The organism is Polyangium spumosum, assembly GCF_009649845.1.
Taxonomy (GTDB): Bacteria; Myxococcota_A; Polyangia; order Polyangiales; family Polyangiaceae; genus Polyangium; species Polyangium spumosum.
The window spans coordinates 605,448-629,082 of sequence record NZ_WJIE01000002.1; the positions used below are offsets into that span (position 1 = coordinate 605,448).

Here is a 23,635-nt window from a genome sequence, read left to right on the forward strand (position 1 = left end):
AGCCGAACGGCGAGACCCCTCGCCATCGGCCCGCAGTCTCGCTATGGACTTCCTCCCATGCCGGTCCCCGTCATTTCCGAGCAAGATTTCGAGCGCGAGGTTCTGCGCAGCGAGCTCCCCGTCCTCATCGACTTCTACGCCGACTGGTGTGGCCCCTGCAAAACGGTGGCCCCCGAGGTCGAGGCGCTCTCGCACGAGCTCGAAGGCAAAGCGAAGTTCGTCAAGGTGAACATCGACCAGAGCAAGCGCCTCGCGCAGGCCTTGCGCGTGCAGGCGGTGCCCACCTTCATGGTCTTCTTCCGCGGCCGCCCCGTCGCCGGCGAGCAAGGCGCCGTGCGCAAGGCGCGCCTGCGCGAGCTGCTCGATCCCTTCCTCCCGCGGGCCGAAGGCGCGATCCGCGCCGTCGAGCTCGCGCAGCTCCTCAAGCAAGGCCAGGTCGTCCCCGTCGACACGCGCGACGCCGCTGTCTACAACCGCGCGCGTATCCCGGGCGCCGTCAACATCCCGCTCGACGAGATCGAGACGCGCCTCGCCGAGCTCCACATGCTGCCGGGCGAGCCGATCCTCTACGATCGCACCGGCGACAAGACGAAGGTCCTCGCCGAGACGCTCGCCAAGAGCGGCGTGCCGATCGCGTTCCTGGAGAGCGGCTTCCTCGGCTGGGAAGCCGAGAGCCTGCCGATCGAGCGGCCGGAGTGATCCGGCCGTCCTGATCAGGTCTTTCCGGGGACGTTCTCCAGCGCGGCGAGCGCCGCCTGGATCACCTCGCGCAGCGCCACGCCGTGTGTCTTCGCCGCGGCCGCGCAGTCCTCGAACTCCGGCTTCACCTGCGGCGGACCAAACGGCCCCTCGCTGATCTTCACGCGCACCCGCCCGTAGGCCGTGTCGACCGCCACCGTGCGCCGCGGCCGCTCGGTCCGCGTCACCGGGATCTTGCGAAGCCCGATCGACGTCGTCTCCTTGAGCAACGTCGCGCCCACCGCGTCTGCCTGCGGCGACGGCGCGAGCGCCGCGATCGTCAGCGCCGGGCGCCCCTTCTTCATCGTGATCGGCACGGCCCACGCGTCGAGCGCGCCCGCCGCGAAGAGCGCCTCGATCGCGTGCGCCGCCATCTCGCCCGTCATGTCGTCCACGTTCACCTCGAGCACCACGTGCGAAGCGCCCACCGTGGGCTCGTCCGACGCGCCGCCGCGTGTCCCGAGCACGACCCGGAGCAGGTTCGGCCGATCCGGCAGCTCGCGAGATCCCGCGCCCCAGCCCACGCGCTCGGGCGCGAACGACGGCCACCGCTCGAAGCGCACGGCCGCCGTCGACACGATCGCCGCGCCCGTCGGCGTCACGAGCTCCGCGTCGAGATCCACCCCGTACGTCGGCACCCCGCGCAGACACTCCACCGTCGCCGGCGGCGGCAGCGGCAGGATCCCATGACGCGCCCGGACGAACCCTCGCCCCATCGGCAGCGGCGCGCCTCGCGCCTCGGCCCCGAGGTACACGAGCGCCGCGGCCGCGCCGACGATGTCCACGATCGCGTCGACCGCGCCCACCTCGTGGAAATGCACCTCGTCGAGCGGCATGCGGTGCACCGCGCACTCGGCCTCGGCGAGCCGCCGGAAGATCCGCCGCGCGAGGGCCTGCACGTCCGGCTCGAGCGGCGCGCTCGCGAGCATCGCGTCGATCGACGCGTACGTCCGCTCCGGCTGCGGCGTCTCCACGTGCACCTCGAACGAGGTCGCCACGATCCCGCTCCGATGCACGTGCCCGCGCTCCAGGAACACGCCTTCGAGCGGCAGCGCCGCCACCGCGTGCTCGATCACGAGCAGCGGCACGCCGAGGTCGAGCAGCGCCGCGATCGTCATGTCGCCCGCGATGCCGCTGAACGCGTCGAAGAACAGGATTTTTCCGATCCCTGCTCCTTGCTCGAGCAGCGGCGTCCTCACCGGATGCTCGTGCCCTCGCCCCTCGCCGTGCCCGTGCACGTGCCCGTGATCGTGCGAGGGCCCGGGCGCATGCGCGTGCGTATGCGGGTGATCGTGTGTATGCGCGTGCCCGTGATCGTGCGCGTGATGCACGTGGCCATGCCCGTGATCGTGGTCGTGCCCGTGGCCATGGCCATGGCCATGCCCGTGATCGTGTCCGTGTCCGTGCACGTGCTCGTGCTCCTTGTTCAGCCGGCCTTGTGAGGCTGCTCGGTCGCTTGTGTGGTCTTCGGCATCATGCGGTGCACGACCATCGCCGCGCCGAACCCGTTGCCGATGTTCACGACCGCGACGCCCGACGCGCACGACGTCAGCATCGCGAAGAGCGCCGTGAACCCGCCGAGCGACGTCCCGTACCCCACCGCCGTCGGCACGGCCACGACCGGCGTCGACACCATCCCGCCCACCACGCTCGGCAGCGCGCCTTCCATCCCCGCGCACACGATCGCCGCCGACGCGCGCCTGAGATCCTCCACGCGATGCAAGAGCCGATGGATGCCGGCGACCCCGATGTCGTAGATCCGCATCGGCTCGAGCCCCAGCGCGGAGAGCGTCTCCGCCGCCTCCTCGGCCACCTCGTTGTCGCTCGTCCCGGCCGTCACCACCGCCACGGGCGCGCACGGCCTCTTCGCGGGCGGCGTGAGCTCCACGCTCCCCGTCCTCGCGAGCGGCGCGTACCGGAAGCTCGGCACCCGCTGCCCCACGATCGCCGCCTTCTCTGCGTCGATCCGGGTCACGAGCACGTTCGTCCCGGCGCGCACCATCTCGGCGGCGATCCCCGCGATCTGCTCGCCGCTCTTGCCCTCGCCGAAGATCACCTCCGGCACGCCCTGCCGGAGCGCGCGATGGTGATCGACGGTCGCGAACCCGAGATCCCGGAACGGCAGATTCTTGAGCGCCTCGACCCCCTGCTCGACCGTCACGTCCCCACGTCGCACCTGTTCGAGCAGCTCTTCCACGCGCCTGGGATCCATCGCGGGAGCCCTTAGCCCGGTGGAAGCCCGCGCGCAACGCACGGCCCCTCCGCTCGCTCAACCACGCGCGAGCGTGATCTCGATGCCGGGCGCCTCCTGCCCGTCGGGCGTGATGTTGTACATGCGGATCACCAGCCTGTCGGCCTGCGCGTCGTCGACCACGGTGCGCCACCCCCAGTGCGGATGCCCCGGCGCCGCGAAGTAGCTGCCCCGAACGTCGATGTCCGTCCCACCTTCCTTGCTCACCGACACCAGGATCGCCGTCCCCGTGTGGAAGCTGTCGACCCACGAGATCCGCCAGAGCTTCTCGCCCGACTCGAACGCGAGGAGCATCTCCCCGGCGATCGGCTTCTCCTCGACGCTCGAGCGGTACGTGAACCGGACGAAGCGCCCGTCGAGGATCGTCGTGATCCGCCCTTCCCACGGCGCCTCGATCGGCGTCGTGCCCGGCGGCCCCATGATGGTCTGCGCCGTCCCGCGCCACGCGCCCACGAGCCGCGCGAGCCGCTGATGCTCGGCGTCGGATTCGTACGGCTTCGTCGGCTCGGTTTCGAGGTTCACGGTGGTCATGTTCATCATCCTCCCAACTCCACGTTCTTTTGCCGAGCCCAGCGCCTGAGGTGGTACCGGACGACCTCGCACTGCGTGGGGCTCTGCACGCCCGGCTGGATGCCCGCCGCCTTGTACTCTGCGTTCAACGCCGCGGTCGTGAATTTACGCTTGTCGAGGCGCTCTCGGAGCGCGTCGAAGATCTCGCGTCGCGCGCGCTTCAGCCGCGTCGCGTTGAGGTTGAGGGCGTCGATGTCACTCTGCACCCTCGCAGACGACGTGCCGGTGGAGGGAAGGACCTCGCCTTCCGACGTGTAGCGCAGGTGCTCCCGAGGATCGGGGCCTCTCCCGGCGACGGGGTGCAGGAACAGCTTCTTGTTGCCCCTCGCCGTATCGCAGTGCCGCTCGCCTTCCTTCGCGCCCGTCTCCTGCGCTTCATCCCCGAGGCAGACGCCCAGCATGTCGAGCCACCGCAGCGTGCCTTTCGCCTCTTCCTCGGCGGACTGCGCGTGCCAGTGCTCGACCTTCACGTACCCGTCCTTCGTGGGGATCCGGCGCTGGCAGTACGCACAGAGTTCCCCTTGATCACGCAGCAGCGCGTCTCGAACGTCGTCCTTGTGGGTGGCGGAGAGGCTCTCCCAGTCCGCGCCCGGCGTGGCTTGCCATCCGGTGAGCACCTTCGGCGCGGCTCCCTTCGCGAACCGCAGCATCAACCGGCTCCGGGCTCCGGCGCCTCGCGCTCCAGGATCCACCGCGCGCGTATCACCGCGGGATCGTCCGGCCCGAGGCGCTCTTCGAGCTGCCCGAGCAGCACTCGCCCCTCCTCGTACCGCTCGTCGTCGAGGATCCGCGAGAGCTCGTCGATCTCGCCTTGATCTTTCTCCGGTCGCTCCGGTACGCCGAACACGTCTTCGAGCAGGCTGTTCGTGTCCCGGCCTTCCACGAAGGGCTGCATGGGGACGAGCTTGTTGTTCTCGAAGACCCGCACCTCCTCACGATGCACGCTCGCGATCACCTGCGGCGAGTGTGTGGTCACGACGAACTGGATGTTCGGGAACGTGCGGCGGAGGTCGTCGAGGATACGTCGCTGCCAGCGCGGATGAAGGTGCAGATCCACCTCGTCGATCAGCACCACCCCCTCCGATTTCTCTGCGGCCGCGTCCGCAAGATGCGGGTTCAGAACCGCGGCGCGCCAGGCTACATCCGCGACGAGGGCGACCATGTTGCGATAGCCGTCGCTGAGGAACGAGAAGGGCAGGAGTCGCCCGTCCGTACGCGCAACCTGCAGGTCCTGCGTCTTGACGTCGAAGTAGAACCTCTGCGTGCCCTCGATGCACTGGCAGACGGCCCGCTCCACTGCGTGGAGTTGCGGCACGAGCTTGCCGCTCTGCAGTTCCACGAGCGTCTGCTGGTACATCCACTCGGCGAGGAGACGGTGGTTCGATGCCGGATCGAGCGCATCCACGTACCCGTCGTACCGTGATCCTACGCCGCGCTTTGCCTCCGTGACCTTCTTGTGGAGCCAGAGACGCTGTGTGCCGTAGAACGCCACGATGGGAAGCGCCCGCGGTTTGCCCGCCTTCACGGCGCGGGCCAGTTTCTCGGCCACGCGCTTGATGGGCGCTGCCTTGACACGCGTGGTGCGCCCTCCGTCATGTGACAAGTCGCGTGACCACACCAAGGGTTCGCCGTCGACCGTACCGCTCGCGCTCACGTTCACCGGCCACTGCGGCTGCAGATCGAGCATGCCGGCGTGCTCGTAAACGACGTGCCGCACGTCTTCCCTGTCGATCGATCGCCCCGTCTTCCCCGGAAGACCGAGAAACAACCCGCCGAGCGTAACCGCCAGCGCCTCCAAGAGCGCCGTCTTCCCCGCCCCGTTCTCCCCGATGAGCACGGTCATCGATGGCTGGAACGTGACGTCTAGCTTCTCGAACCCGCGAAAATTTTCGATGTGCAGCGCGTGGATCTTCATCGAGGCGACCGGCCCGCATCCTAGACGTTCGCCCCCGACTCCCTCAACGCTTGCTTCAACGCTTGCAACGCCGCCCCGAACGCCGAGCCGCCCGTCTCAACGCTTGAAGCGCCCGCCTCGCCTGCCGAGCCGCCCTCCTCAACGCTTGCGATCCTCCTCGCGGCCCCCGCGCCCGTCTTCGCAACGCTTGCAACCCCCGCCTTGACCGCCGCGCCGCCCCTTGCAACCGTTGCGGCGCTTTGCCCGCCCCCCTCGCCCCTCTCCTCGGCTTCACCCTCGGCGTCCTGCTCGCCTGGCTCGCGCGCCCCGAGGATGGCCCCGACGAACGCCCCGGCGCCTCCTCCTGGGATCGCCCCACCCTCGCCGTCGCCCTCTACGCCCTCTTCCTCTACGCCCCCGTCTCGGCCTACTTCGCCGTCTTCGCCGCCGACTGGTCGTTCGCTTACCTCGTCGACGGCCGCGCCATCCCCTCGGCCCTCCTGCTCCTCCTCGTCCTGCTCGACGCGGCGGCTCCGGTCCTCGGCTTCCTCGCGGGCCGCCGCGCCCTCGCGCGACGCGCTCTCCCCGCCCTCGCCTGGCTCGCGGCCCTCCCGCTCCTCGTCGCCTTGCTCCCCCTCGTCGTGCTGCATGCTCGCTTCGGCGTCGACGCCAGCTACGACCAGGTCCAGAGCGACTTCGGCACCCGCCCGCTCCCGGGCAGCCCGCTCGGCTACGCCATCCTCTGGATGGACGCCTTGCTCGTCGCCGGCGCCGTCTTCACCGCGCGGACGTTGTCAACGATCGAAGGCCGCGGCGCCGCTCCTTTGCCGCTGCACGCACGCCCCGGACGGCCTCTGCCCGAGGTTTTGCCGCCTGATCCCGCCTCGGACGAGCCGCCGCGTTTTCTTGGTCGGACCCGCGGGCCTCGCTGATTGACGAGCGTCCGGTTGTCCACCACGCTCTGCCCCCACGATGACGGCGCCGAACCGGCTCGAGACCGAGATCGATGAGTTGAAGAACCTCGCCGCGGACGTCGTCCGCCGCGCCCGCGCGGGCGGCGCCGACGTCGCCGAGGCCATCGCGCGCTCCGGCTCCGAGCTCAGCACCAAGGTTCGCCTCGGCGAACCCGAGCTCGTCGAGGAGGCCTCCCACAAGAGCCTCGGCATGCGCGTCATCAAGCAGGGCCGCGTCGCCCTCACCTCCACCTCGGACCTCACCGCCCGCGGCATCGACCGCTTCGTCCGCGACGCCCTCGAGCTCGTCGACATCTCCCAGGAAGACCCCTTCGCCGGCCCGGCGGATCCCTCGCTCATCTCGAAGGGCCCCTTCCCCGACCTCGAGCTCTACGACCCCAAGGGCGGCGACGTCACGGCGGCCGAGGCCATCGACATCGCCCGCCGCGGCGAGCAGGCCGCCCGCGACGCCGACCCTCGTATCACGAACAGCGACGGCGCCACCTTCAGCCGCACCGCCGGCGTCTTCGCGCTCGTGCTCTCGGGTGGCTTCACGGGCGGGTATGCGGGCTCGTATGCCTCGCTCGTCGTCTCCCCCGTGGCCGACGACGAGGGCGGCAAGAAGCGCCGCGGCTTTCACTGGACGGCCAAGCGCCACCTCGACGCGCTCGACGCGCCCGAGGTCGTCGGCCGCGAGGCCACGCGCCGCACCTTGCGCAAGCTCGGCGCCCGCAAGGTCCCCACGTGCGAGGCCCCGGTCGTCTTCGACCCCGACGCGGCGCGCGCGATCCTGGGCCTGCTCGCCGGCGCCATCATGGGCAGCTCCGTCTGGCGCAAGTCGAGTTACCTCGTCGGCCGTGAGGACAGCCGGGTCGCGAGTGACCTCGTCACCATCGTCGACGACCCCCTCGTCCTTCGTGCCCCTGGCTCGCGCCCCTTCGACGGCGAGGGCCTCGCGGCGCGCAAGAACCTCGTGGTCGAGCAGGGCGTCCTCCGGACCTACCTCTGCGACAGCTACAGCGGCCGCAAGCTCGGCCGTTCGCCCACGGGCAGCGCCTCGCGTGGGGGTGGCGGCGGCGTTGGCCCTTCCACCTCGAACTTCATGCTCCTGCCCACGCAGACGAAGGCCGCGGACATCGTCAAGGGCACCCCGCGTGGCCTCTACGTCACGGAGATGATGGGCTTTGGCTACAACCCCGTCACGGGTGACTTCTCGCGCGGCGCGGCCGGGTTCTGGATTGAAAACGGCGAGCTCGCGTTCCCGGTCAGCGAAGTGACCATCTCGCTGAACCTCGATCAGCTCTGGCAGCGCATCGACGCCGTCGGCGACGACCTCGATCTGCGCAGCTCCACCGCTTCGCCCACGCTGCGAATTTCTTCGATGACGATCGCCGGCTCGTCCTGAGCCGGGCGAAATCGCTGGAAAGCACGTCTACGCGGCAAATTTGACGCGCACGGACGTGGAATTTCTCGTAGTCTCCGGCCCGGAGGTTGGAGATTCGAACGATGAGAAGCCTTCATCAAACTTTGGGCCTGGCGGCCCTCCTCTTGACGGCAGGCGCTGGGCTCGGGGGATGTGCTCCCTATGGAGCGCTGTGCTCCGCCAAAATGGATTGCGAAGGCGGCAACGACGCCGACCTGGACGCGTGTGTGGTCGACTCGGAGACCGCCGAGGACGTCGCCTACACCTACGACTGCGGCGATTTCTGGGAGGACTTCGTGGCCTGCACCGACGATCGCTCGCGCTGCTCGAACAACAATTTCGGCCCCGGCGACGATTGCAACGCCGAGGCGAACCGCCTCCAAGAGTGCATCAGCAAGAGAAGGTGACGGAACGATGCAAATGACACGAGCAATCCTCGCCTGCCTCGCATTGAGCTTGACCGCGGTAGGTTGCGCCTCCCCGGCGACCGAGTACTGCGACGTCAAGTGCGACTGCAATGGCTGCAGCGCCGAGAACTACGACGAGTGCGTGATCACGTACGAGTCGAGGCTCGACAAGGCGGACATCTACGGATGTACGAACAAATTCGACGACCTCCACGACTGCATCATGAGGAAGTCCGACTGCGCGCTCGGGAACAACGTCTTCGACGAGGCCGCCCTCGCGTGCGCGGATGACTACCTCGATCTCGACTCGTGCGAGCGAGACGGCTCGGCTCGCCGCTGAGCCCTGAGGCCGCGCCGTCCAGCCCTGGACGGCGCGGCCCTGGCCCTCGATGACATGACCCCCACGCTCTAGCGAGACGAACCACCCGCCGCGCGTGGCGGGAGCTCCTCTGCTTGTGCGGCTCCTGCCGGCTCGTTTGCATTCGCGGCGGCTGCGGCGGGCACGGCGCCCGGCGCGGCTACGGGCGCGACGGGCTCGGGCACGAGCAAGGTCCGCAGGCCTTGCGCGTCCGTACGCCCCACGCGCGTCGCGAAGGCCGGCAGCCCCGTCGTTTCGTCGCTGAGCACGACGAAACGTGCTTCCCGACAGGCTCGCTCGAGCGCTTCCATCCAGTGGGCCACGTCGACGTCCGTCGAGATCGCCTTCGCGTCCACGATGAACACGTCCGGAGGGTCCGATCCCGCCAGGACGAGGGCATCGTATGGATGCTTCACGTCCCGGAGCGGCATCATATCCCCGAGCGCGCGGGTGACATGAGCGAGCGTGTCCTTCGAGCCCACCACGAGCCCGCTCTTCGCGCTCGCCCGCGCGAGCTCACGGGGCACGCTGTAGCCCCAAGCTCGCAGGAACTCCGCCACGTCGGCCGCACGAAAACGCAGATGCCGGCCTGGCGTGCGAAAATGTGCGATCCGGCCACGATCCACCCAGTTATGGATGGTCTTCAGATCGACCTCGCACAGCGCTGCGAGGTCGGACGCGGTCAGCAGTTTCTCTCCCCGTACTCCGGCCATCGTCCGAACTCCACGCGAAAGGTGTGCCAACCCGTCCAGCCCTCCGGACCAGCAGACCACACCAGCGGGTGGCCCCCCACCCTGTTGCTCTTTGTATCCAAACCTAGCACTTTTTTGCGAAGGTGCGGGCTTTGTTAACTAGCCCACCCGAGGCCCCGACTCCAGTCCTTGCTTTGCTCGGGCCTCCCCAGCTTCCTTTTCACTGGTTCAGCAAGGTTGAGGCCGCTGGCTCCGATGTAGGAATGACACCGCTCGTTCGCTCCCTCGGACGTCCCCGCCCGTCTGTACAGGCAAGGAACGTTCATTCTCCTAGGCAAGTAAGACGCCTTCTCCATCACGGCCACCCCCGAGCACGGTTTTTCCGTAGTCAAGGGAATGACGCCGCGTTCACCCCACCAGGCGTGGGCACAGCAAGCAGGAAAGAATCGCTCACTCCATCTGGTGCGTCGGGTGACCGCCGTATCACGCTTTGACCAGCCTTCGGCTTCGGAATCGCGGGAAACTTTGAAAGAATGCGACCACGCGTATCGAGCAGGCGAACGCTCTCTCCTCCATTTCCGAGTCCGTTTTTCCCGAGCGCGGGCACACGCACCACGATGGCGTCCTCGGCCGGAGGCACGTCGATCTCGTCGTCCGGCACGAACGTCTCGTTCACCACCACCGCGAATCGCCCGGGCGGGAGCGTCACCTCCGGCAGCGGCGTCTCGCCCCCGATATCGCGGAGCACGAGCTCGCCGAGCGCCGCCTCCACGGCCCCGTCATTGTAGAGCTCGACCCACTCCTGATCCGGCTCCGGCCCGAGCGGATTGGCCATCACCTCGTTCAAGACGACGTGCGGCATCGGCGGCAGGGTGGTCGCAGAAAATGCCATCCGCCGCGCCCGTCCGTGCGCGTCGATCGTCGTGACGTCCAGCGCGATCACCCGGTCCGCGGGCAATCCCCCGAGGACGAATCGCTCGTTTTTCTCCGTCGCCATCACCACGTCGAGCCCCTCCCCCGCGACGCCCCATAACAGCGCCGCCCCGGGCGCGCGGCCGCGCAGCCGATCGTCCAGCACCTCCACGCACCCCGGCCCGAACGGGACCTCGAAGGCCGCGCATTCGAGCGGCGCCTCGTCCGGCTGCACCTCCATGATTTCGCCGAGCTCCGCCCCCGCGCCCCCGAAGGGATACGGATCGAGCCGCAGAGGCCCGGGCAGGCCGGGGATCCCCACGAAAGGCGGCGGCACCCAGGGCCCCCCGTCCGCGGCGAGCCCTCGGCCCCCGAAGCGCAAGCAATCACGGCCCGCGCCCCCCGGCGCGACCCCACGCGAAAACACGCCGAGCGGCCCCTCCGGCGCGAGCGTGGCCTCGATCGTCACCTCGGGCAGCGCCACGTCGCCACAATAAAGCCCGAACAGGCCCGCCCGAGGCGACTCGGCCGGCGGCCACACGCGCGTGAGCAAGGGCGCCACCTCGGCCGCCTCGACCACGAAATGCACGCTCGCCCGCGGCTCCCCGCTCGCCACCGCGTACGTCTCGCCTGGCTCGAGCGGCGCCGTCGGCGCGAGCACCACGGACCCGTCGTCCTCCCGCCAGAACAAGCTCGGCACGAACCGCGCGGCGAGCGTCTTCGAGATGTCGTCCCGCTCGATCTGCTTGAGGTGGCTCTCCCGCACCTCGCCTCGCACCAGGAAGAGCCGCGCCTCGTCGAGCGCCTGCTCCGCGGCGACGTGGACCCGGAGCACGCGGGGCGCCGCCGTGGTGGGCGCTTCGGGCTCGAAGGCGACCGAGATCCCTTCGGCCTTGCCCGGGGAGCCGGGGCGGAGCTCGGCGAGGGGGAGGTCGGGCCGACAAGCGGCGAGGGTGGCGAGCAGGAGGCATGCGACCTTTTGCATGCCGGAACATCGACCGAGGGCTCCGCCGGTTGCGTGAAATTGGTACGTTTACGCGCCCATGACGCCCGATGACATCAAGGCGCTCCGCAAGGAGCTCGATTGCACGGCGAAGGAGCTCGCGGCGGCGCTCGGGCTCGAGCAGGAGACCGTGCTCGCGTGGGAGCGCGGCGACCTGTTCCCGACGAAGCGCTTCGTCACGAAGATGGAGGAGCTCAGGAGCAAGGGAAGAGGGGCGATCGTACGCAAGCCGAGGCGCGCTGCCGTGGCGGCGTCGCCGATGGCCGTGCTCGCGGATCCCGAGACGTGGAAGCTCGTACGGAAGCTCGTGGCCCACGCCGAGCTGCGCCGCGAGGTCGGCAAGCTCGCCGAAGCCTACCCGGACCCGGCGGACGACGCCGGAACGACATGACCTGAAGCGACCGAGGACTACTCGTCCTCGTCTTCGTCCTCGTCCTCTTCGTCCTCGTCGTCCTCGTCGTCCTCGTCCTCGTCCTCGTCGTCCTCGTCTTCGTCCTCGTCCTCGTCTTCGTCCTCGTCGTCCTCGTCGTCCTCGTCTTCGTCCTCGTCCTCGTCCTCGTCCTCGTCCTCGTCCTCGTCCTCGTCCTCGTCCTCGTCTTCGTCCTCGTCCTCGTCCTCTTCGGGCTCGTCCTCGTCCTCGGCGGCCAAGCGCTCCTCGGTCTCTTCCTTCTCGGCCCACTCGTCGCTCGTTGCTTGCACGTCGCTCATCGCTTCCTCCCCGCCGCTCTCCGTCTGCGTCCGGTCCTCGCCTGTGAATGCGAACTCGTCACCTGCACCGCTCTCTGCCTCGGGCGGCGTCAAGCGAGTGGTGAAGTTTCCCTCGCCGCCCATCAAACCACCATCGGCCGCGGCGGCGCTCGTGTCCGTGAAGGCGACCGCCGCGTCCGGCGGCTCCTCGCCCATCTCGCGCTCGTAGGCCCGCCGCGACTCGTCCGTGAGCTCGGTGAACTCGCGCAACGTCGGCAGGTCGGAGAGCTTGCTCAGGCCGAAGAACTCCAGGAACGACGCCGTCGTGCCGTAGAGCATCGGCCGCCCCGGCTCCTCCTTCTTGCCCAGGATCCGCACGAGGTCGCGCTCGAGCAACGACTTGAGCACCGCGCCCGAGTCCACGCCGCGCACGTCGTCGATCTCCGGCCGCGTGATCGGCTGCCGATACGCGACGATCGCCAGCGTCTCGACCTGCGCGCGTGTCATCTTGACCGGCTTCTTCGCGACCTGCTCGCGCACGAACGGCGCGAACGCAGGGCTCGTCCGGAACACATACCCGCCCGCGACCTCGTCGAGCCGGATCCCACGGTTCCGATACTCGGCCCCGAGCTCGCCGAGCAGCGCGACCACGAGGCGGTGCTCGGCCTTCGCCACACGCGCGAGGTCGCGTGACGTCATCGGGTGCTCGGACGCGAAGATCAAAGCCTCCAGCACACCCTTCAGATGCGCGCGGGCGACGGCTCCGCTCGCCTGGGTGGTGTTCTCTTCGTGCTCGGCCGAAGCGCCGTCCGAGCCACCCGTCGCCCCCGTCGGGGACACCTTCGCGACGAGGCGCTGCGCACGGAAAAACGCCGCCGCGAGCGAACGAAACCGCTCGACGCGCGAGAGCGGCGCGGGCTTCGGCTTGCGAGGCGCGCGCTTGCGTTTGGGCTCGGCCGTCTCGGCCGGAGGCGCCGCCTCCGCTTCCGCCGGCGCTTCCGCCGGCGCTGCCGCTTCCGTCGGCGCTGCCGCTTCCGGCTCCGCTTCCGCTGCTGCTTCCGCTTCCGCGACCGGCTCCGCGACCGCTTCCGCGACCGGCTCCGCCTCCGCTTCCGCCTCCGCTTCCGCGACCGGCTCCGCTTCCGCTTCCGCGACCGGCTCCGTCTCGGCCGGCTTCGGGCGGAACCATGCCCATGCCGCGCGGCGGAGCCGCTCGGGCGAATCGCTGTCCGGCGGGGCCTCCTCTTGCGGCTGCGGCTGCGGCACGAGCCGCAACTTGCCTCGCCGCTTCGAGCCGCCGTCAGTCGCCATCGTTCACCTCGGGCTCTCCGTCTTGCGCGCCAACGCCGTTCCGCTCTTCGCCGGTCTCGCTCCGCTCTTCGCCGGCCTCGTTCCGCTCTTCGCCGGCCTCGTTCCGCTCTTCGCCGGCCTCGTTCCGCTCTTCGCCGGCCTCGTTCCGCTCTTCGCCGGCCTCGTTCCGCTCTTCGCTGGCCTCGTTCCGCTCTTCGCCGGCCTCGTTCCGCTCTTCGCCGGCCTCGTTCCGCTCTTCGCCGGCCTCGTTCCGCTCTTCGCTGGCCTCGTTCCGCTCTTCGCCGGCCTCGTTCCGCTCTTCCCCCTCGTCGCTCCCCCCCGCCTTCATCGACAGCTCGAGGTGGATCGTCGCGAGCGGGTCCGACTGGTAGATCCGCAGGAGCTTCATCCTCGCCATCTCCAGGATCGCGAGGAACGTGATCACGATGTCGAACTTCGTCAGCGCCGCGCCCTTCCGCGCCGGGTCGTCGAGCACGAGCTCCTCGAACGTCGCGCGCCGGCGCCCCGAGAGCCGCTCCGTGAGCTGCACGATCCGATCGGTGATGCTGATCCGATCGAAGTTGACCTCGTGCTCGATCTTCACGTTCGTGCGCTTGAGCAGCTTCTCCAGCGCATCAAACAGCGAGAACACGCCGACGGGCGCGAACGGCGCGGGCCCCTCCGGCGTGGCCTCCGGCGTCCCGCGCGGGAAGATGTCCTTGCCGAGCGTCCCGCGCTCCGCGAGGTCCGCCGCCGCGGCCTTGTACTTCTGGTACTCGAGCAGCCGACGGACGAGCTCCTCCCGCGGATCGACCTCCTCCTCCGGCAGCCCATCCCCGTCCTGATCCTTGGGCACCACCGGCAAGAGCATCTTCGACTTGATGTGAATCAGCGTCGCCGCCATCACGAGGTACTCGCTCGCCAGATCAATCGACAGCGCCCGCATCATCGACAGGTAGTCGAGATACTTCTGCGTGATGAAGCTCACGGGGATGTCGAGGATATCGAGCTCGTGCTGCTGGATCAGGTGCAGCAGGAGGTCGAGCGGGCCCTCGAACTGAGGCAAGGCGACGCGGTAGGCGTTGTCGTTCGTCTCGACCGCCTCGGCCGGCACCTCGCGGATCGGCGTGGGCGCGGGCGGAGGCGTGGCCTTCGCCTTCGCCTGGGTCTTCCCCGCTGCGCTCGCCCTCGCCTTGCTCACCTGGCCGGGACGGTAATCCGGAGGCCGCGTGGGATCCACGCGTTCCTGCTACACTCGTCCCGCCGATGACCCCGTCCCCCACGAAGAGTTGCCCGTCGTGCGGCGAGCGCTACGACGCGGATGTCCTCTTCTGCCCGCAGGACGGCACGCCCCTCGTGAACGTGAAGGGGCCCTCGCTCTCGAGCCCCGAGGTCGACCCCTACGCGGGCCTCGAGCTCAGCGGGCAAATCCGCGTCAAGCACCTCATCGGCATCGGCTCGATGGGCCGCGTCTACCGCGCCTTCCAGGCCGGCATCGAGCGCGACGTCGCCGTGAAGATCCTCCACCGCGAGCTCAGCGGCAACGCCGAGCTCGTCGCCCGCTTCCACCGCGAGGCCAAGATCGCGAGCCGCCTCGCCCACCCCGGCGTGGTCTCGGTCCTCATGACCGGCACGATCCCGCAGCGCGGTGATCCCCGCACGGGCGGCGAGATGTACCTCGTGATGGAGCACCTCGACGGCATGTCGTTGCTCTCCGCGCTCGCCGCGTCGGGCGCGGGCGGAGAGCCCTCGGCGCTGCCCCTGGCGCGCGCGATGCACATCGCGCTGCAGATCTGCGACGCCGTCGGCGAGGCCCACGCGCAGGGCATCGTGCACCGCGATCTCAAGCCCGAGAACGTGATGCTCGTCCGCCGCGGCGACGACCCCGACTTCGTGAAGGTCCTCGACTTCGGCATCGCCCGCCTCGACTGGGCCGATCGTCAGGGCTCGATGGCCACGCAGGCGGGCCTGATCTTCGGCACGGCGAAGTACATCTCGCCCGAGGGCGCCGAGGGCAAACCCGTGAGCCCCGCGGCCGACGTCTACTCGATCGCGACGATCCTCTACCAGTGCCTCGCCGGCCGGACGCCCTTCGAAGGCGACTCGCCCGTGCAGCTCCTGATCCAGCACACGCACGATCCGCCGCCCGATCTGCGGAGCATCCCGCGCGCGAGTTACGTGCCCGCGCCGCTCGCCGCGGTGATCATGCAGAACCTCGCGAAGAAGCCGGAGGCACGGGCGAAAGACGCGCGCGCCTTCGGCAAGGAGCTCTACGCCGCCGCGCGGCAGAGTGGCCTCGACCCCGACGAGCTCGCCCGGTCGAACCTGCTCTTCGCGCGAAAGGGCGCGGTGAAGTTGCCCTCGAAGGAGCGCACGAAATCGCTCGAGCTCTCCACGGACCTCGCCGCGAGGATCGGCGGCGTGGCCGCAGGCGCAGAGGCGACGCCGATGCCGATCTCGTCGCGGATCGAGGACGATCCCGAGAGCTCACCCGCGCCGATCGGAGCGACCTCGGCGCCTGCGATCGAGGCCGACGAGGCGAAGGCCGCTCCACCTTCGAGCCACGCCACGTCACGCGCCTCCGGCGACGACGACGAAGACCCGGTCGACGACGCGGAAGCACACGTGTCGCCCGCGGCCCCGCTCGCGCACGAGTCGACGATGCAAGGCACGGAGACGCCGCTCTCCACGCCGCCGCCGGAAGGCACGAAGCGCCGCGCGCGGCTCACGCGGATCGTGGCGCTCGTCCTGTGCCTGACGGCCGTGCCGCTCGTGGCCGTCGTGGGCGGCAAGCGCCTCGGCCTCGTCGGCGCGCCGTCGGCCGACTCGCTCGACGGCCGGCTCGAAGCCGCGCGGGAGGCCATGAAGCGCCAGGCCTGGGACGCGCCGCCCGGCGACAACGTGAAGGAGATCCTCGAGGCCGCGCACGCGCGCTGGCCCGGCGATGCACGCGTGAAGGAGCTGCGCCGCGAGGCCGCCGAGCGCCTCGTCACGAGCGCGCTCGGCCGCAAGTACGCGGGTGACGCCGAGGAGGCGCTCCACCTCGCCCGCATCGCCGTCTCGCTGAACCCCTCACTCACGACCGCGCAGCACCTCGTCGCCGAGCTCGCGTCGAAGCCCGGCCCGGAGCTCACGCCCACGTCGAACGACGCGCCACGCGTGCTCTCCCCGGATCCACGCCCCCAGGGCCGCCTCCCGCCGCCGCGCCCCACGGGCAAGGACGAAAAACCCCAGCCGAGCGCCTCGGCCCCGAGCCCGCCGCAACCTTCGGGCATACCTCCGGCGCCGACGACGACGACGTCCCCGACGAACGCCCCGACGGGCAAACCGACGGGCCAGGACGGCCCCGTCCTTCCGCCCACGCCGCCGCCCTTGCCGACGACCGATCCACCGCCCACACCGACCGGTGGACCATGGCTTTGAGGCTCCCGGTCGCGCTCGTGATCTCGACCGCCGCGCTCACGTGGCTCGTGTCTCCGTCGCTCGCGAGCGCGCAGAGCAAGGAGTCTGCGGCGGCGCGGCGCGCGTCGGCGGCGCTGGAGCAGGACTACACGCACACGCTGGTCTCGGTGAACGCGGGGCTGATCAGCCTGCCCGCGGCGAACGTGTGCCCGCGCTCGCGCACGAGCTGCGAGAAGGGCGAGACGAGCTTCTCGCTCGGCGTCTTCAACCAGTACCGCATCGGCCGCTTCGGCCTCGGCGCGAGCATCGCCTGGGCGCAGTCGCTCCTCAGCGGCACGGCGCCCGGCGCCGCCGAGCTCGAGCGCGAGCACGATCGCAGCTACTTCCTCGTCGAGGGGCAAGCGCGTTATTACGGCATCCAGAGCGACAAGTGGGAGTGGTGGGGCGGCGTGACGCTCGGCGCGGTGATCATCCGCGACGCCTGGACGGTGGCCTCGGATCGCGATCCCTGGGCGGACACGGCCTTCGTCGGCCCGCGCGCCGCGGCGCTCTCGACCGAGGGCCTCGCGGCGGGCCTGGCCATCGGCGGCGAGTGGACCGTGGCCCCGAACTGGTCGCTCGGAACGACGCTGCGTTACGCGAGCTGGTTCTTGCCGACGGAGCCAAAACAAGCGCCCACGGGTGACAGCGCGTCACTGTCGGGTCGGGTGGACATGCTGGAGTTCGGGTTGCTGGTGGCCTACCGTATCGCGCTTTAAAACAGGGAATTGACGCGTCCGCGCGAGATCGGTACGAGTCCCGTCCCGATCCTCACGGAAGGCGCGAATGGCCCTCGATCTCTCGAGCCTGGGCTTCACCACGGAGCCGAGCTCGTTCACCTACGACTGGAAGACCCTCGCGCTCTACGCGCTCGGCATCGGCGCGAAGCGCGACGAGCTCGCCTACCTCTACGAGGGCACCGCCGGCGGCATGAAGGTCTACCCGACCTTCGCCGTGATCCCTGCGACCGAGCCGGTCTTCAAGTCCCTCGCGCGCACGGGCGGCAACTTCGCGATGGTGGTCCACGGCGGCCAGAAGATCCGCGCCCTCGCGCCGATCCCGCCCTCGGGCACGTTGCTCACGACCGCCACGATCCGCGGCCTCTACGACATGAAAAGGCTCGCGCAGGTCGTCATCGACACGACGACCACGCTCGAGGGCGGCGAGCGCGTCTACGAGACGACGTGGTCGATCCTCTACCGCGGCGAAGGTGGCTTCAGCGGCCCGCGCCCGCCCGCGGACCCGGACGAACCTTCGATCCCGAAGGACCGCGAGCCCACGTTCCTCCACGAGGAGACGACGTCCCCCGAGCAAGCGCTGCTCTACCGGCTCTCGGGTGATCACAACCCGCTGCACGCCGACCCGGCGTTCGCCGCGTCGGTGGGCTTCCCGCAGGGCCCGATCCTGCACGGGCTCGCGACGTACGGTTTTGCCGCGCGCGCCGTGGTGAAGGGGCTCCTCGGCGGAGACGCGTCGCGGCTGCGGCTCCTCTCGGCGCAGTTCCGCAAGCCGGTCTGGCCCGGCGACACGATCGTCACGCAGGGATTTGTGCTCGAAGGCGGAAAGGTGGCGCTCCAGGCGAGCGTGAAGGGAAGACCGGAGGCGGTGCTCACGGGCGGATACGCGGAGATCGCCTGACGTGCCGCCGAGGCGCGTGCTAACTCGACCGGACCGATAGCAGGGTCACAGCCGCCCGCGCGGCAAAGACGGTGGGGCGAAGCCCTCTCTCTGAGAAGTCATCATGAGCAAAGAGACCAAGAAGCAGCGCAAGGCCGAAGAGGATCCCGAGCTCGACAAGAAGCGGGCGGAGGACGAGGAAGAGGACGAAGAGGAAGAGGGCGCGGACGAGTCCGAAGACGAAGAGGAAGACGAAGAAGAGGACGAAGAGGAAGACGAAGAAGAGGACGAAGAGGAAGACGAGCACGCGCAGCACCAGGGCAAGGACGCCGCCGCGCAAGGCGACGACGAGGACCCGAACTGGTGGACGCCGCACGTCGTCCTCGGCGTGCTCGTGCTCATCGGCATCCTCGGCTTCTTCGGGATGTTCAACAAGCCGCTCGGCTTCCTCGCCGCGAAGCCCGCCGCCGCCCCGGTGACGGAGACGGTCACGACGCAGCCGGCGACGCAGCCGACGCCCCAGGCGCCGCCGCGCCCCACGGCCCCGGCGCAGCAGCCGCAGCGGGAGATGTTCGGCGCGAAGCACTTCCTCGTGATGTACAAGGGCAGCATGCGCGCGCCCGCGAACATCACGCGCACGAAGGAAGAGGCGAAGGCGCGCGCCGAGGAGGCCCTGAAGAAGGTCAAGGGCGGCGCGAAGTTCGAGACGATCGTCGGGGAGTACAGCGACGAGCCGAACGCGGGCGCCCGCGGCGGCGACCTCGGGCTCTTCCCGAAGGGCGCGATGGTGGGTCCGTTCCAGGAGGCGGTCGAGAAGCTGAAGGTCAACGAGATCAGCGGCCTCGTCGAGACGCCCTTCGGCTACCACGTCATTCTGCGAACCAAATGAGCGCCCCTCTCCCCTGCCCCTCTCCCGAACGGAGAGGGGTCTGGGGTGAGGGATTCGTCCACTTCACTTCTTCGCGAGCACGTCCTTCAGGCGAGAGATCTTCTCGTCCTTGCCGAGCGACACCTTCGCGACCTCGTCGGCCGTCATCCCGCTCCGGAGCACGCGCGCCTCGTCGCCGATCCCCACGAGCCGGCTGCCCGTGCGCGCGACGATCCACTCGACCGCAGGCGCCTCGCCTTCCTTGCTCATGAAGCGCACGGCGCCGTCGGCGATCCCCTTCTCCTTCTGCGCCCCGGGGCCCTTGCCGAGCGTCGCGAGCACGTCCTTCGCCTGCTCCACGTCCGCGCGGACCATGACGGCGAACCGATACCGTTTGTCCGCGTCCTTGTAATAACCAAACGCGCCGCCGCCCGTGCTCGGGATGCCCAGGAGGTCCTTGGTCACGACGCGAACGCCGAGCGGCAACCGGTTCGCCTCCGGCAGCGCCGCCGCGGCCGGCGGGAGCGCCGTATCGCCCGGGAGCTTCGCGCCGATCTCTTTCACGAGCGGCGCGAGCAGTTTGTCGCCGAGCGCCTTGATCGCAGGCTCGGCCGCCGCCTCGTCGTTGTACGTGATCTCCGCGAGGTGCGCGCCGCGCCAGAGGTAGGCCGTCCCGAGGCCGAGCGCGGCCGCGCCGCCGCCCTCGATCGGCCGCGGCGTGTCCTCGCCCGCGGGATCACCGTCGCCGACGACGCGCTTCGTGAACATCGCGTACGCGCCCTCGGTCGAGCCGAACTTCGAGAGGTGCACGTCGATCGTCGCCGCGCTGCCATTGCCGTCGACGTACCGGAGCTCGACGACGCGGCGGACGCCGAAGCCTTTGTAGATCTCGCACTCGCCGTCGAACATGTCGCAGATCTGATCGAGCGGGAGGCTGCCGGCTTCGCCGTACGTCTTGTCGCCGCCGTTCGGGTCGAGGCAGAAGTTCGCCGTGGTGCGCGGGAAAAACGGCGCGGATTGCGCGTCGGACAAGGTCCCGCCGCCGCCGGCGCACGCCGCGGGCTTCGCCGCGGGAGGCGGCGGAGGCGCGGCCCCACGAGGCTCGTCGCTCTTGCAAGCGCTGACGAGGGCGAGGGCGAACAGGGTTCCGAATGCCGCGTGCCGTTGGATCATGGTCGACCGCAAATGCAACGTTCAAGAGACCGGTGCAAGGCCACGAGCGCCCCGGCCCCCCGGATCCCGCAACTTTTGCAGAGCGTCGCAATCCGTAGCGGATGGTTCCGCGCCGCACCCCACGATCGGCCTTGCTCCGGGCCTCTTCGGCTTCCCCGAAAACTTCTCTGTGGAGGCACGAGGCTTGCTACCAATCATGTTGGTGGCTCGTTTCCTTTCTCGCCGGTTTCCGAGGACGCGGACGCGCGCTGCACGTGCGGCGGGGCGGCTCGGTGGCTTCACGCTGACCGAGATCCTCGTGGTCATCTTCATGATCGCGCTGCTCGCGGCGATCGCGTCGCCCGCGTTCATCCGCATCATGCGCGACATCGGCCTGAGTCGGCTCACGATGCAGCTCGCGGAGATCTACCGGCGCGGCTACGTCGAGTCGAACGAACGCGCGACGTTCGTCGTGCGGTTCCGCAAGGCGAACGGCTTGCCGCAGGTCGAGACCGTGCGAGCCGCGCTCGACACGCCGACGCCGACGCTGATCTCGCCGCGCGGCTGCAACACGATCAACTGGGACGACCCCACGCTCGAGCGACAAACCTTCCGCTTCGCCGCGGCCGACAAGAAGGAGATCGTCGACGTCGGCTTCCTCGGCCCCGACAACGCGAGCGAGGACACCGCCGATGTCTGCTTCTCGCGTCGCAAGGCGTTCGTCCGGTACAACGGCGGCGCGTTCACGGAGATGGTCGGCGCGGCGAGGCTCACCGTGACGAACCTCTCGAACGGCCGCGTGCGCCGGGTGCTCGTGCCGTCGTTTGGCCTGCCGAGGGTGATCCAGTGAGCCGCGCGCGTGGCTACACGGTCATCGAGGTCATGATGGCCCTCTCGATCCTCGCGGTCGGCGCGACGGGCGTGATCGCGCTGCAGAAGGTCGCGCTGATCGGCAACTCGAACGCGCGGATCGGCGACGGCGCGCGGCAGGTCGCGTCGACGTGGGCCGAGCGGCTCAAGGTCGACTCGATCCAGTGGAACGACCCGCTCGGGATGCAGGACATCGGCGAGACACGCTGGCTCGCCTCGTCGTTCGTGTACAACAGCGCGAGCCCGCCGGGCCCGGCGCAGTGGATCCTCGCGCCCGAGATCCCCGGCTGGAGCTCGCCCGTGGCCGACATCCAGGGCGTCGACGTGAGCGTCGACGACACCACGACGAGCGGCGTCTTCTGCACGCACCTGCAGATCGCGCGGGCCGTCCAGAAGCCGCTCTCGCTGGGCGGCGCGACGCACCCCATCGCTGCCCGCGCCCTCGTGCGCGTGATCTGGCGGCGGGACCTCGCGCCGATCACCGAGTGCCGGACGACCCCGCCCGCGAACATCGAGACAAACGACGCGCGTTACGGCTTCTATTACCTCTCCACCGTGATCGGCCAAGAGGAGGCCTCGAACTGATGCGCGCGAACGACCGCACCCTCCGCGCGGGCGAGCGGCGTGGCTTCACGCTCGTCGAGCTGCTCGTCGCGATCTCCGCGGGCGCGCTCGTCGCCGCCGCGGCCGTGCTCCTCTCGAAAAACGCCGTGCGGATCTTCCAGGAAGAGGCGCGCATCTCGTACGCGCAGGTCGCCGTGTCGATGGGCCTCGGTCGTCTGGGCACGGACCTCGAGCACGCCGGGCGCAACAGCACGAGGAACCCCTACACCGACCGGCGCGTCTGCGCTCCGACGAACCTCGTCGGCTGGCCGGACGGCATGCGAAGGCTCGCGCCCGTCGTCATCGAGCCTCGCCCCGATCTGCCGCAAAACGCAGGCAACGACCTGCGGAACGAGCGCATCACGATCGCCGGCGACCTCGAGTCCGGCGAGAACTTCATCATGAGCACGACGCTGCCCGGCGCGAACAGCACGACGCTCGTGCTCCAGCCGAACAGCCGCGCGATCCGCCGCCTCACGGCGCTGACGAACAACGGCGACGTCGCCAAGAGGCTCTCGGAGTACTTCCGCGTCGGCCGCATGCTGCACGTCGAGGGGCCGACGAGCGACTATTACGGCGTCATCCAGGGCTTCGCCACGACGGGCGCGCCCATCGACTCGATCCAGGTGGCGGTCTCGAACACGCCCGCCCTGCCCGTGCAGACGTCGCAGGGCGTGGGCTCCTCGTGCGCGATCAAGGGCTTCGGGACGGGCTTCCCCGTGCACGTGATCTCGCGCGTGCGTTACGAGCTCCGGTCCGTGGTCGGAGACCCGACCTTCGCCGATTACGTGCAGCCGCTGAACCCCGTGACCGGCGACGAAGATCGCACGGAGCTCGTGCGGGTCGAGCTCGCGGCGGACGACAGCGAGGTCCCCGGCACGCAGGAGATCGTCGCCGAGTACGCGGTCGGGCTGCGCTTCGGCATCACCGCGCTCACCTTGACCTCGCAGCCGGACGCGCCGGTCCTCGAGCGCTTCCCGATCACCGATCCCGTGCCGAACGCGCAGATCTACACGATCGCAGGCCCTCCCGACGTGCAGGGCACCCGGCCCGAGGCCGTGCGCTCCGTGCAGGTTCGCCTCTCCACGCGATCTCGCGCGCCGGATCGACCCACGCAGCTCGCGGCGCCCGCGGGACGACCGTTCCGCTTCCTCGTCGGCAACGCCAAGGGCGCGGAGCGCTTCGCGCGCGTCCGGACGCTCGAGCGCGAGTTCTCGCTCGTCAACACGCGAGGAGGTTCGCCGTGACCGAGGTCGTCCAGAGGAACCCGAGCGCGATCACGCGCCGCCTCGCGCGCCGCCGCGAGCGCGGCGCCACGGTCTTCGTGGTCGTGCTCGTCATCGCCATGCTCACGGGCATCGGCCTCTTCGCCGCGCAGGCGAGCACCATCGCGACGAGCACGAGCGGCATCTCGCGCGTCACCACGCAGAGCCGTTACTTCAGCGAGAGCGCGATGAACGCCGTCACCGCGAAGCTCTCGCGGGACCTCGGCGCGCAGGTCGACTTCCTCGCGCGGCAGAACTCGACGGAGTGCCTCGGCATGATGGGCGATCCGTACTACCAGAACTGCTCGCGGTTTGGCCGGGCGTACATCGAGAAGGAGCTCGGCATCCCGCTCTTCCAGCCGTACGACCCGCAATCGGGGCAACACGGCAGCCTCGGCCGCATCGAGAACAGCACGGCCGATCTGCTCGTCGAGGTGAACGACCTCTTCCGCGTCGATCGCCCCATCGCGGGCTTCGACTACACCTCCGCGGGCGCGGCCAACGTCCACTTCATGAGCGTCATGCTCCATGGAACGGGCCGCATCCGGCTCGCGCCGCCCGGCGGCGTCGCGACCACCCTTTCGAGCACCACCTTCCGCGCCGAGCTCGTCGTCGGACCGATCTCCGGACCTTGACGGAGG

At 69.7% G+C, this 23,635-nt stretch carries 25 protein-coding genes; 15 read left to right on the top strand and 10 right to left on the bottom strand.

Translation table 11 applies throughout. The features are described from left to right. Positions 1-57: 57 nt before the first annotated feature. A complete protein-coding gene (gene trxA / locus GF068_RS08390) occupies positions 58-699 on the top strand; it encodes a thioredoxin (RefSeq protein ID WP_153818789.1) in 642 nt (213 codons plus the stop codon). 14 nt (positions 700-713) lie between these two features. Here trxA and larC read toward each other — a convergent pair whose 3' ends face one another. Continuing rightward, positions 714-1,937, bottom strand: a complete 1,224-nt coding sequence (larC, locus tag GF068_RS08395) for a nickel pincer cofactor biosynthesis protein LarC (protein ID WP_338046286.1) — start codon at positions 1,935-1,937, stop codon at positions 714-716. A gap of 9 nt (positions 1,938-1,946) precedes the next feature. Here larC and GF068_RS46930 point away from each other — a divergent pair, with 9 nt between their 5' ends. Then, positions 1,947-2,180 carry a hypothetical protein gene (locus tag GF068_RS46930; protein WP_338046287.1) on the top strand — a complete coding sequence of 78 codons (234 nt, stop codon included), beginning with the start codon at positions 1,947-1,949 and terminating at the stop codon, positions 2,178-2,180. Here the strand turns inward: GF068_RS46930 and larB are convergent. From larB to GF068_RS08415, 4 genes are read right to left on the bottom strand one after another with little or no spacing between them, the layout of a single operon-like run. Then, positions 2,165-2,950 (bottom strand): nickel pincer cofactor biosynthesis protein LarB, encoded by a 786-nt coding sequence (gene larB, locus GF068_RS08400; RefSeq protein ID WP_153818790.1) that lies wholly within the window; start codon positions 2,948-2,950, stop codon positions 2,165-2,167. The two genes, GF068_RS46930 and larB, sit on opposite strands and share 16 nt — an antisense overlap. A 57-nt stretch (positions 2,951-3,007) precedes the next feature. Continuing rightward, positions 3,008-3,520 carry a DUF1579 family protein gene (locus tag GF068_RS08405; RefSeq protein ID WP_170319361.1) on the bottom strand — a complete coding sequence of 171 codons (513 nt, stop codon included), beginning with the start codon at positions 3,518-3,520 and terminating at the stop codon, positions 3,008-3,010. A 5-nt stretch (positions 3,521-3,525) separates the two neighbouring features. After that, a complete protein-coding gene (locus GF068_RS08410; RefSeq protein WP_153818792.1) occupies positions 3,526-4,209 on the bottom strand; it encodes a retron system putative HNH endonuclease in 684 nt (227 codons plus the stop codon). Then, positions 4,209-5,474 carry an AAA family ATPase gene (locus tag GF068_RS08415; RefSeq protein ID WP_153818793.1) on the bottom strand — a complete coding sequence of 422 codons (1,266 nt, stop codon included), beginning with the start codon at positions 5,472-5,474 and terminating at the stop codon, positions 4,209-4,211. The genes GF068_RS08410 and GF068_RS08415 overlap by 1 nt, the downstream gene beginning before the upstream one ends. Positions 5,475-5,713: 239 nt before the next feature. Here GF068_RS08415 and GF068_RS08420 point away from each other — a divergent pair, with 239 nt between their 5' ends. The 4 genes from GF068_RS08420 to GF068_RS08435 all read left to right on the top strand — a co-directional run bounded on the left by GF068_RS08420 (position 5,714) and on the right by GF068_RS08435 (position 8,576). Continuing rightward, positions 5,714-6,385, top strand: coding sequence for a hypothetical protein (locus GF068_RS08420; RefSeq protein ID WP_153818794.1), 672 nt, complete (start codon positions 5,714-5,716; stop codon positions 6,383-6,385). A gap of 40 nt (positions 6,386-6,425) precedes the next feature. Continuing rightward, on the top strand, positions 6,426-7,811 hold the full coding sequence (locus GF068_RS08425) for a TldD/PmbA family protein (RefSeq protein ID WP_153818795.1): 1,386 nt from the start codon (positions 6,426-6,428) through the stop codon (positions 7,809-7,811). Between the two features lie 203 nt (positions 7,812-8,014). Continuing rightward, entirely contained in the window at positions 8,015-8,236 is a 222-nt protein-coding gene (locus GF068_RS08430) for a hypothetical protein (RefSeq protein ID WP_153818796.1), read from the top strand. A gap of 13 nt (positions 8,237-8,249) precedes the next feature. Next, the gene (locus GF068_RS08435) at positions 8,250-8,576 is read left to right on the top strand and encodes a hypothetical protein (protein WP_153818797.1); all 327 of its coding nucleotides are present in this window, start codon (positions 8,250-8,252) and stop codon (positions 8,574-8,576) included. 68 nt (positions 8,577-8,644) lie between these two features. Here the strand turns inward: GF068_RS08435 and GF068_RS08440 are convergent, their stop codons facing one another. Further along, on the bottom strand, positions 8,645-9,307 hold the full coding sequence (locus tag GF068_RS08440; RefSeq protein ID WP_153818798.1) for a helix-turn-helix domain-containing protein: 663 nt from the start codon (positions 9,305-9,307) through the stop codon (positions 8,645-8,647). 367 nt (positions 9,308-9,674) lie between these two features. Beyond that, positions 9,675-11,183: a lamin tail domain-containing protein gene (locus GF068_RS08445; protein WP_153818799.1), complete on the bottom strand. Its 1,509-nt coding sequence runs from the start codon at positions 11,181-11,183 to the stop codon at positions 9,675-9,677. Between the two features lie 58 nt (positions 11,184-11,241). Between GF068_RS08445 and GF068_RS08450 the strand changes: the two genes are divergently transcribed. Beyond that, positions 11,242-11,592 carry a helix-turn-helix domain-containing protein gene (locus GF068_RS08450; RefSeq protein WP_153818800.1) on the top strand — a complete coding sequence of 117 codons (351 nt, stop codon included), beginning with the start codon at positions 11,242-11,244 and terminating at the stop codon, positions 11,590-11,592. A 17-nt stretch (positions 11,593-11,609) separates the two neighbouring features. Here the strand turns inward: GF068_RS08450 and scpB are convergent, their stop codons facing one another. Together scpB and GF068_RS08460 are read right to left on the bottom strand one after the other, a co-directional pair. Beyond that, positions 11,610-13,199, bottom strand: a complete 1,590-nt coding sequence (gene scpB / locus GF068_RS44930) for an SMC-Scp complex subunit ScpB (RefSeq protein ID WP_240806741.1) — start codon at positions 13,197-13,199, stop codon at positions 11,610-11,612. Further along, positions 13,189-14,418, bottom strand: a complete 1,230-nt coding sequence (locus GF068_RS08460; RefSeq protein WP_338046288.1) for a segregation and condensation protein A — start codon at positions 14,416-14,418, stop codon at positions 13,189-13,191. The genes scpB and GF068_RS08460 overlap by 11 nt, the downstream gene beginning before the upstream one ends. A gap of 26 nt (positions 14,419-14,444) precedes the next feature. Here GF068_RS08460 and GF068_RS08465 point away from each other — a divergent pair, with 26 nt between their 5' ends. The 4 genes from GF068_RS08465 to GF068_RS08480 all read left to right on the top strand — a co-directional run bounded on the left by GF068_RS08465 (position 14,445) and on the right by GF068_RS08480 (position 19,125). After that, a complete protein-coding gene (locus GF068_RS08465) occupies positions 14,445-16,601 on the top strand; it encodes a serine/threonine-protein kinase (protein ID WP_153818801.1) in 2,157 nt (718 codons plus the stop codon). Then, entirely contained in the window at positions 16,592-17,338 is a 747-nt protein-coding gene (locus tag GF068_RS08470; protein WP_153818802.1) for a hypothetical protein, read from the top strand. Before GF068_RS08465 ends, GF068_RS08470 begins: the two co-directional genes overlap by 10 nt. A 67-nt stretch (positions 17,339-17,405) precedes the next feature. Next, positions 17,406-18,257, top strand: coding sequence for a MaoC/PaaZ C-terminal domain-containing protein (locus GF068_RS08475; protein WP_153818803.1), 852 nt, complete (start codon positions 17,406-17,408; stop codon positions 18,255-18,257). 103 nt (positions 18,258-18,360) lie between these two features. Then, entirely contained in the window at positions 18,361-19,125 is a 765-nt protein-coding gene (locus GF068_RS08480) for a peptidylprolyl isomerase (RefSeq protein ID WP_153818804.1), read from the top strand. Positions 19,126-19,188: 63 nt separating this feature from the next. Here GF068_RS08480 and GF068_RS08485 read toward each other — a convergent pair whose 3' ends face one another. Then, positions 19,189-20,277 carry a DUF6599 family protein gene (locus GF068_RS08485; protein WP_240806742.1) on the bottom strand — a complete coding sequence of 363 codons (1,089 nt, stop codon included), beginning with the start codon at positions 20,275-20,277 and terminating at the stop codon, positions 19,189-19,191. A gap of 196 nt (positions 20,278-20,473) precedes the next feature. Between GF068_RS08485 and GF068_RS08490 the strand changes: the two genes are divergently transcribed. Genes GF068_RS08490 through GF068_RS08505 form a run of 4 tightly spaced genes read left to right on the top strand, consistent with a single transcriptional unit; the run spans position 20,474 to position 23,629 of the window. Next, on the top strand, positions 20,474-21,106 hold the full coding sequence (locus GF068_RS08490) for a prepilin-type N-terminal cleavage/methylation domain-containing protein (protein WP_170319362.1): 633 nt from the start codon (positions 20,474-20,476) through the stop codon (positions 21,104-21,106). After that, positions 21,103-21,711 carry a prepilin-type N-terminal cleavage/methylation domain-containing protein gene (locus GF068_RS43425; protein WP_170319363.1) on the top strand — a complete coding sequence of 203 codons (609 nt, stop codon included), beginning with the start codon at positions 21,103-21,105 and terminating at the stop codon, positions 21,709-21,711. The genes GF068_RS08490 and GF068_RS43425 overlap by 4 nt, the downstream gene beginning before the upstream one ends. Further along, complete coding sequence (locus GF068_RS08500) at positions 21,711-22,976, top strand: prepilin-type N-terminal cleavage/methylation domain-containing protein (RefSeq protein ID WP_153818807.1); 1,266 nt, start codon at positions 21,711-21,713, stop codon at positions 22,974-22,976. Before GF068_RS43425 ends, GF068_RS08500 begins: the two co-directional genes overlap by 1 nt. Then, on the top strand, positions 22,973-23,629 hold the full coding sequence (locus GF068_RS08505) for a hypothetical protein (protein ID WP_153818808.1): 657 nt from the start codon (positions 22,973-22,975) through the stop codon (positions 23,627-23,629). Before GF068_RS08500 ends, GF068_RS08505 begins: the two co-directional genes overlap by 4 nt. The last annotated feature ends 6 nt before the right edge of the window (positions 23,630-23,635 follow it).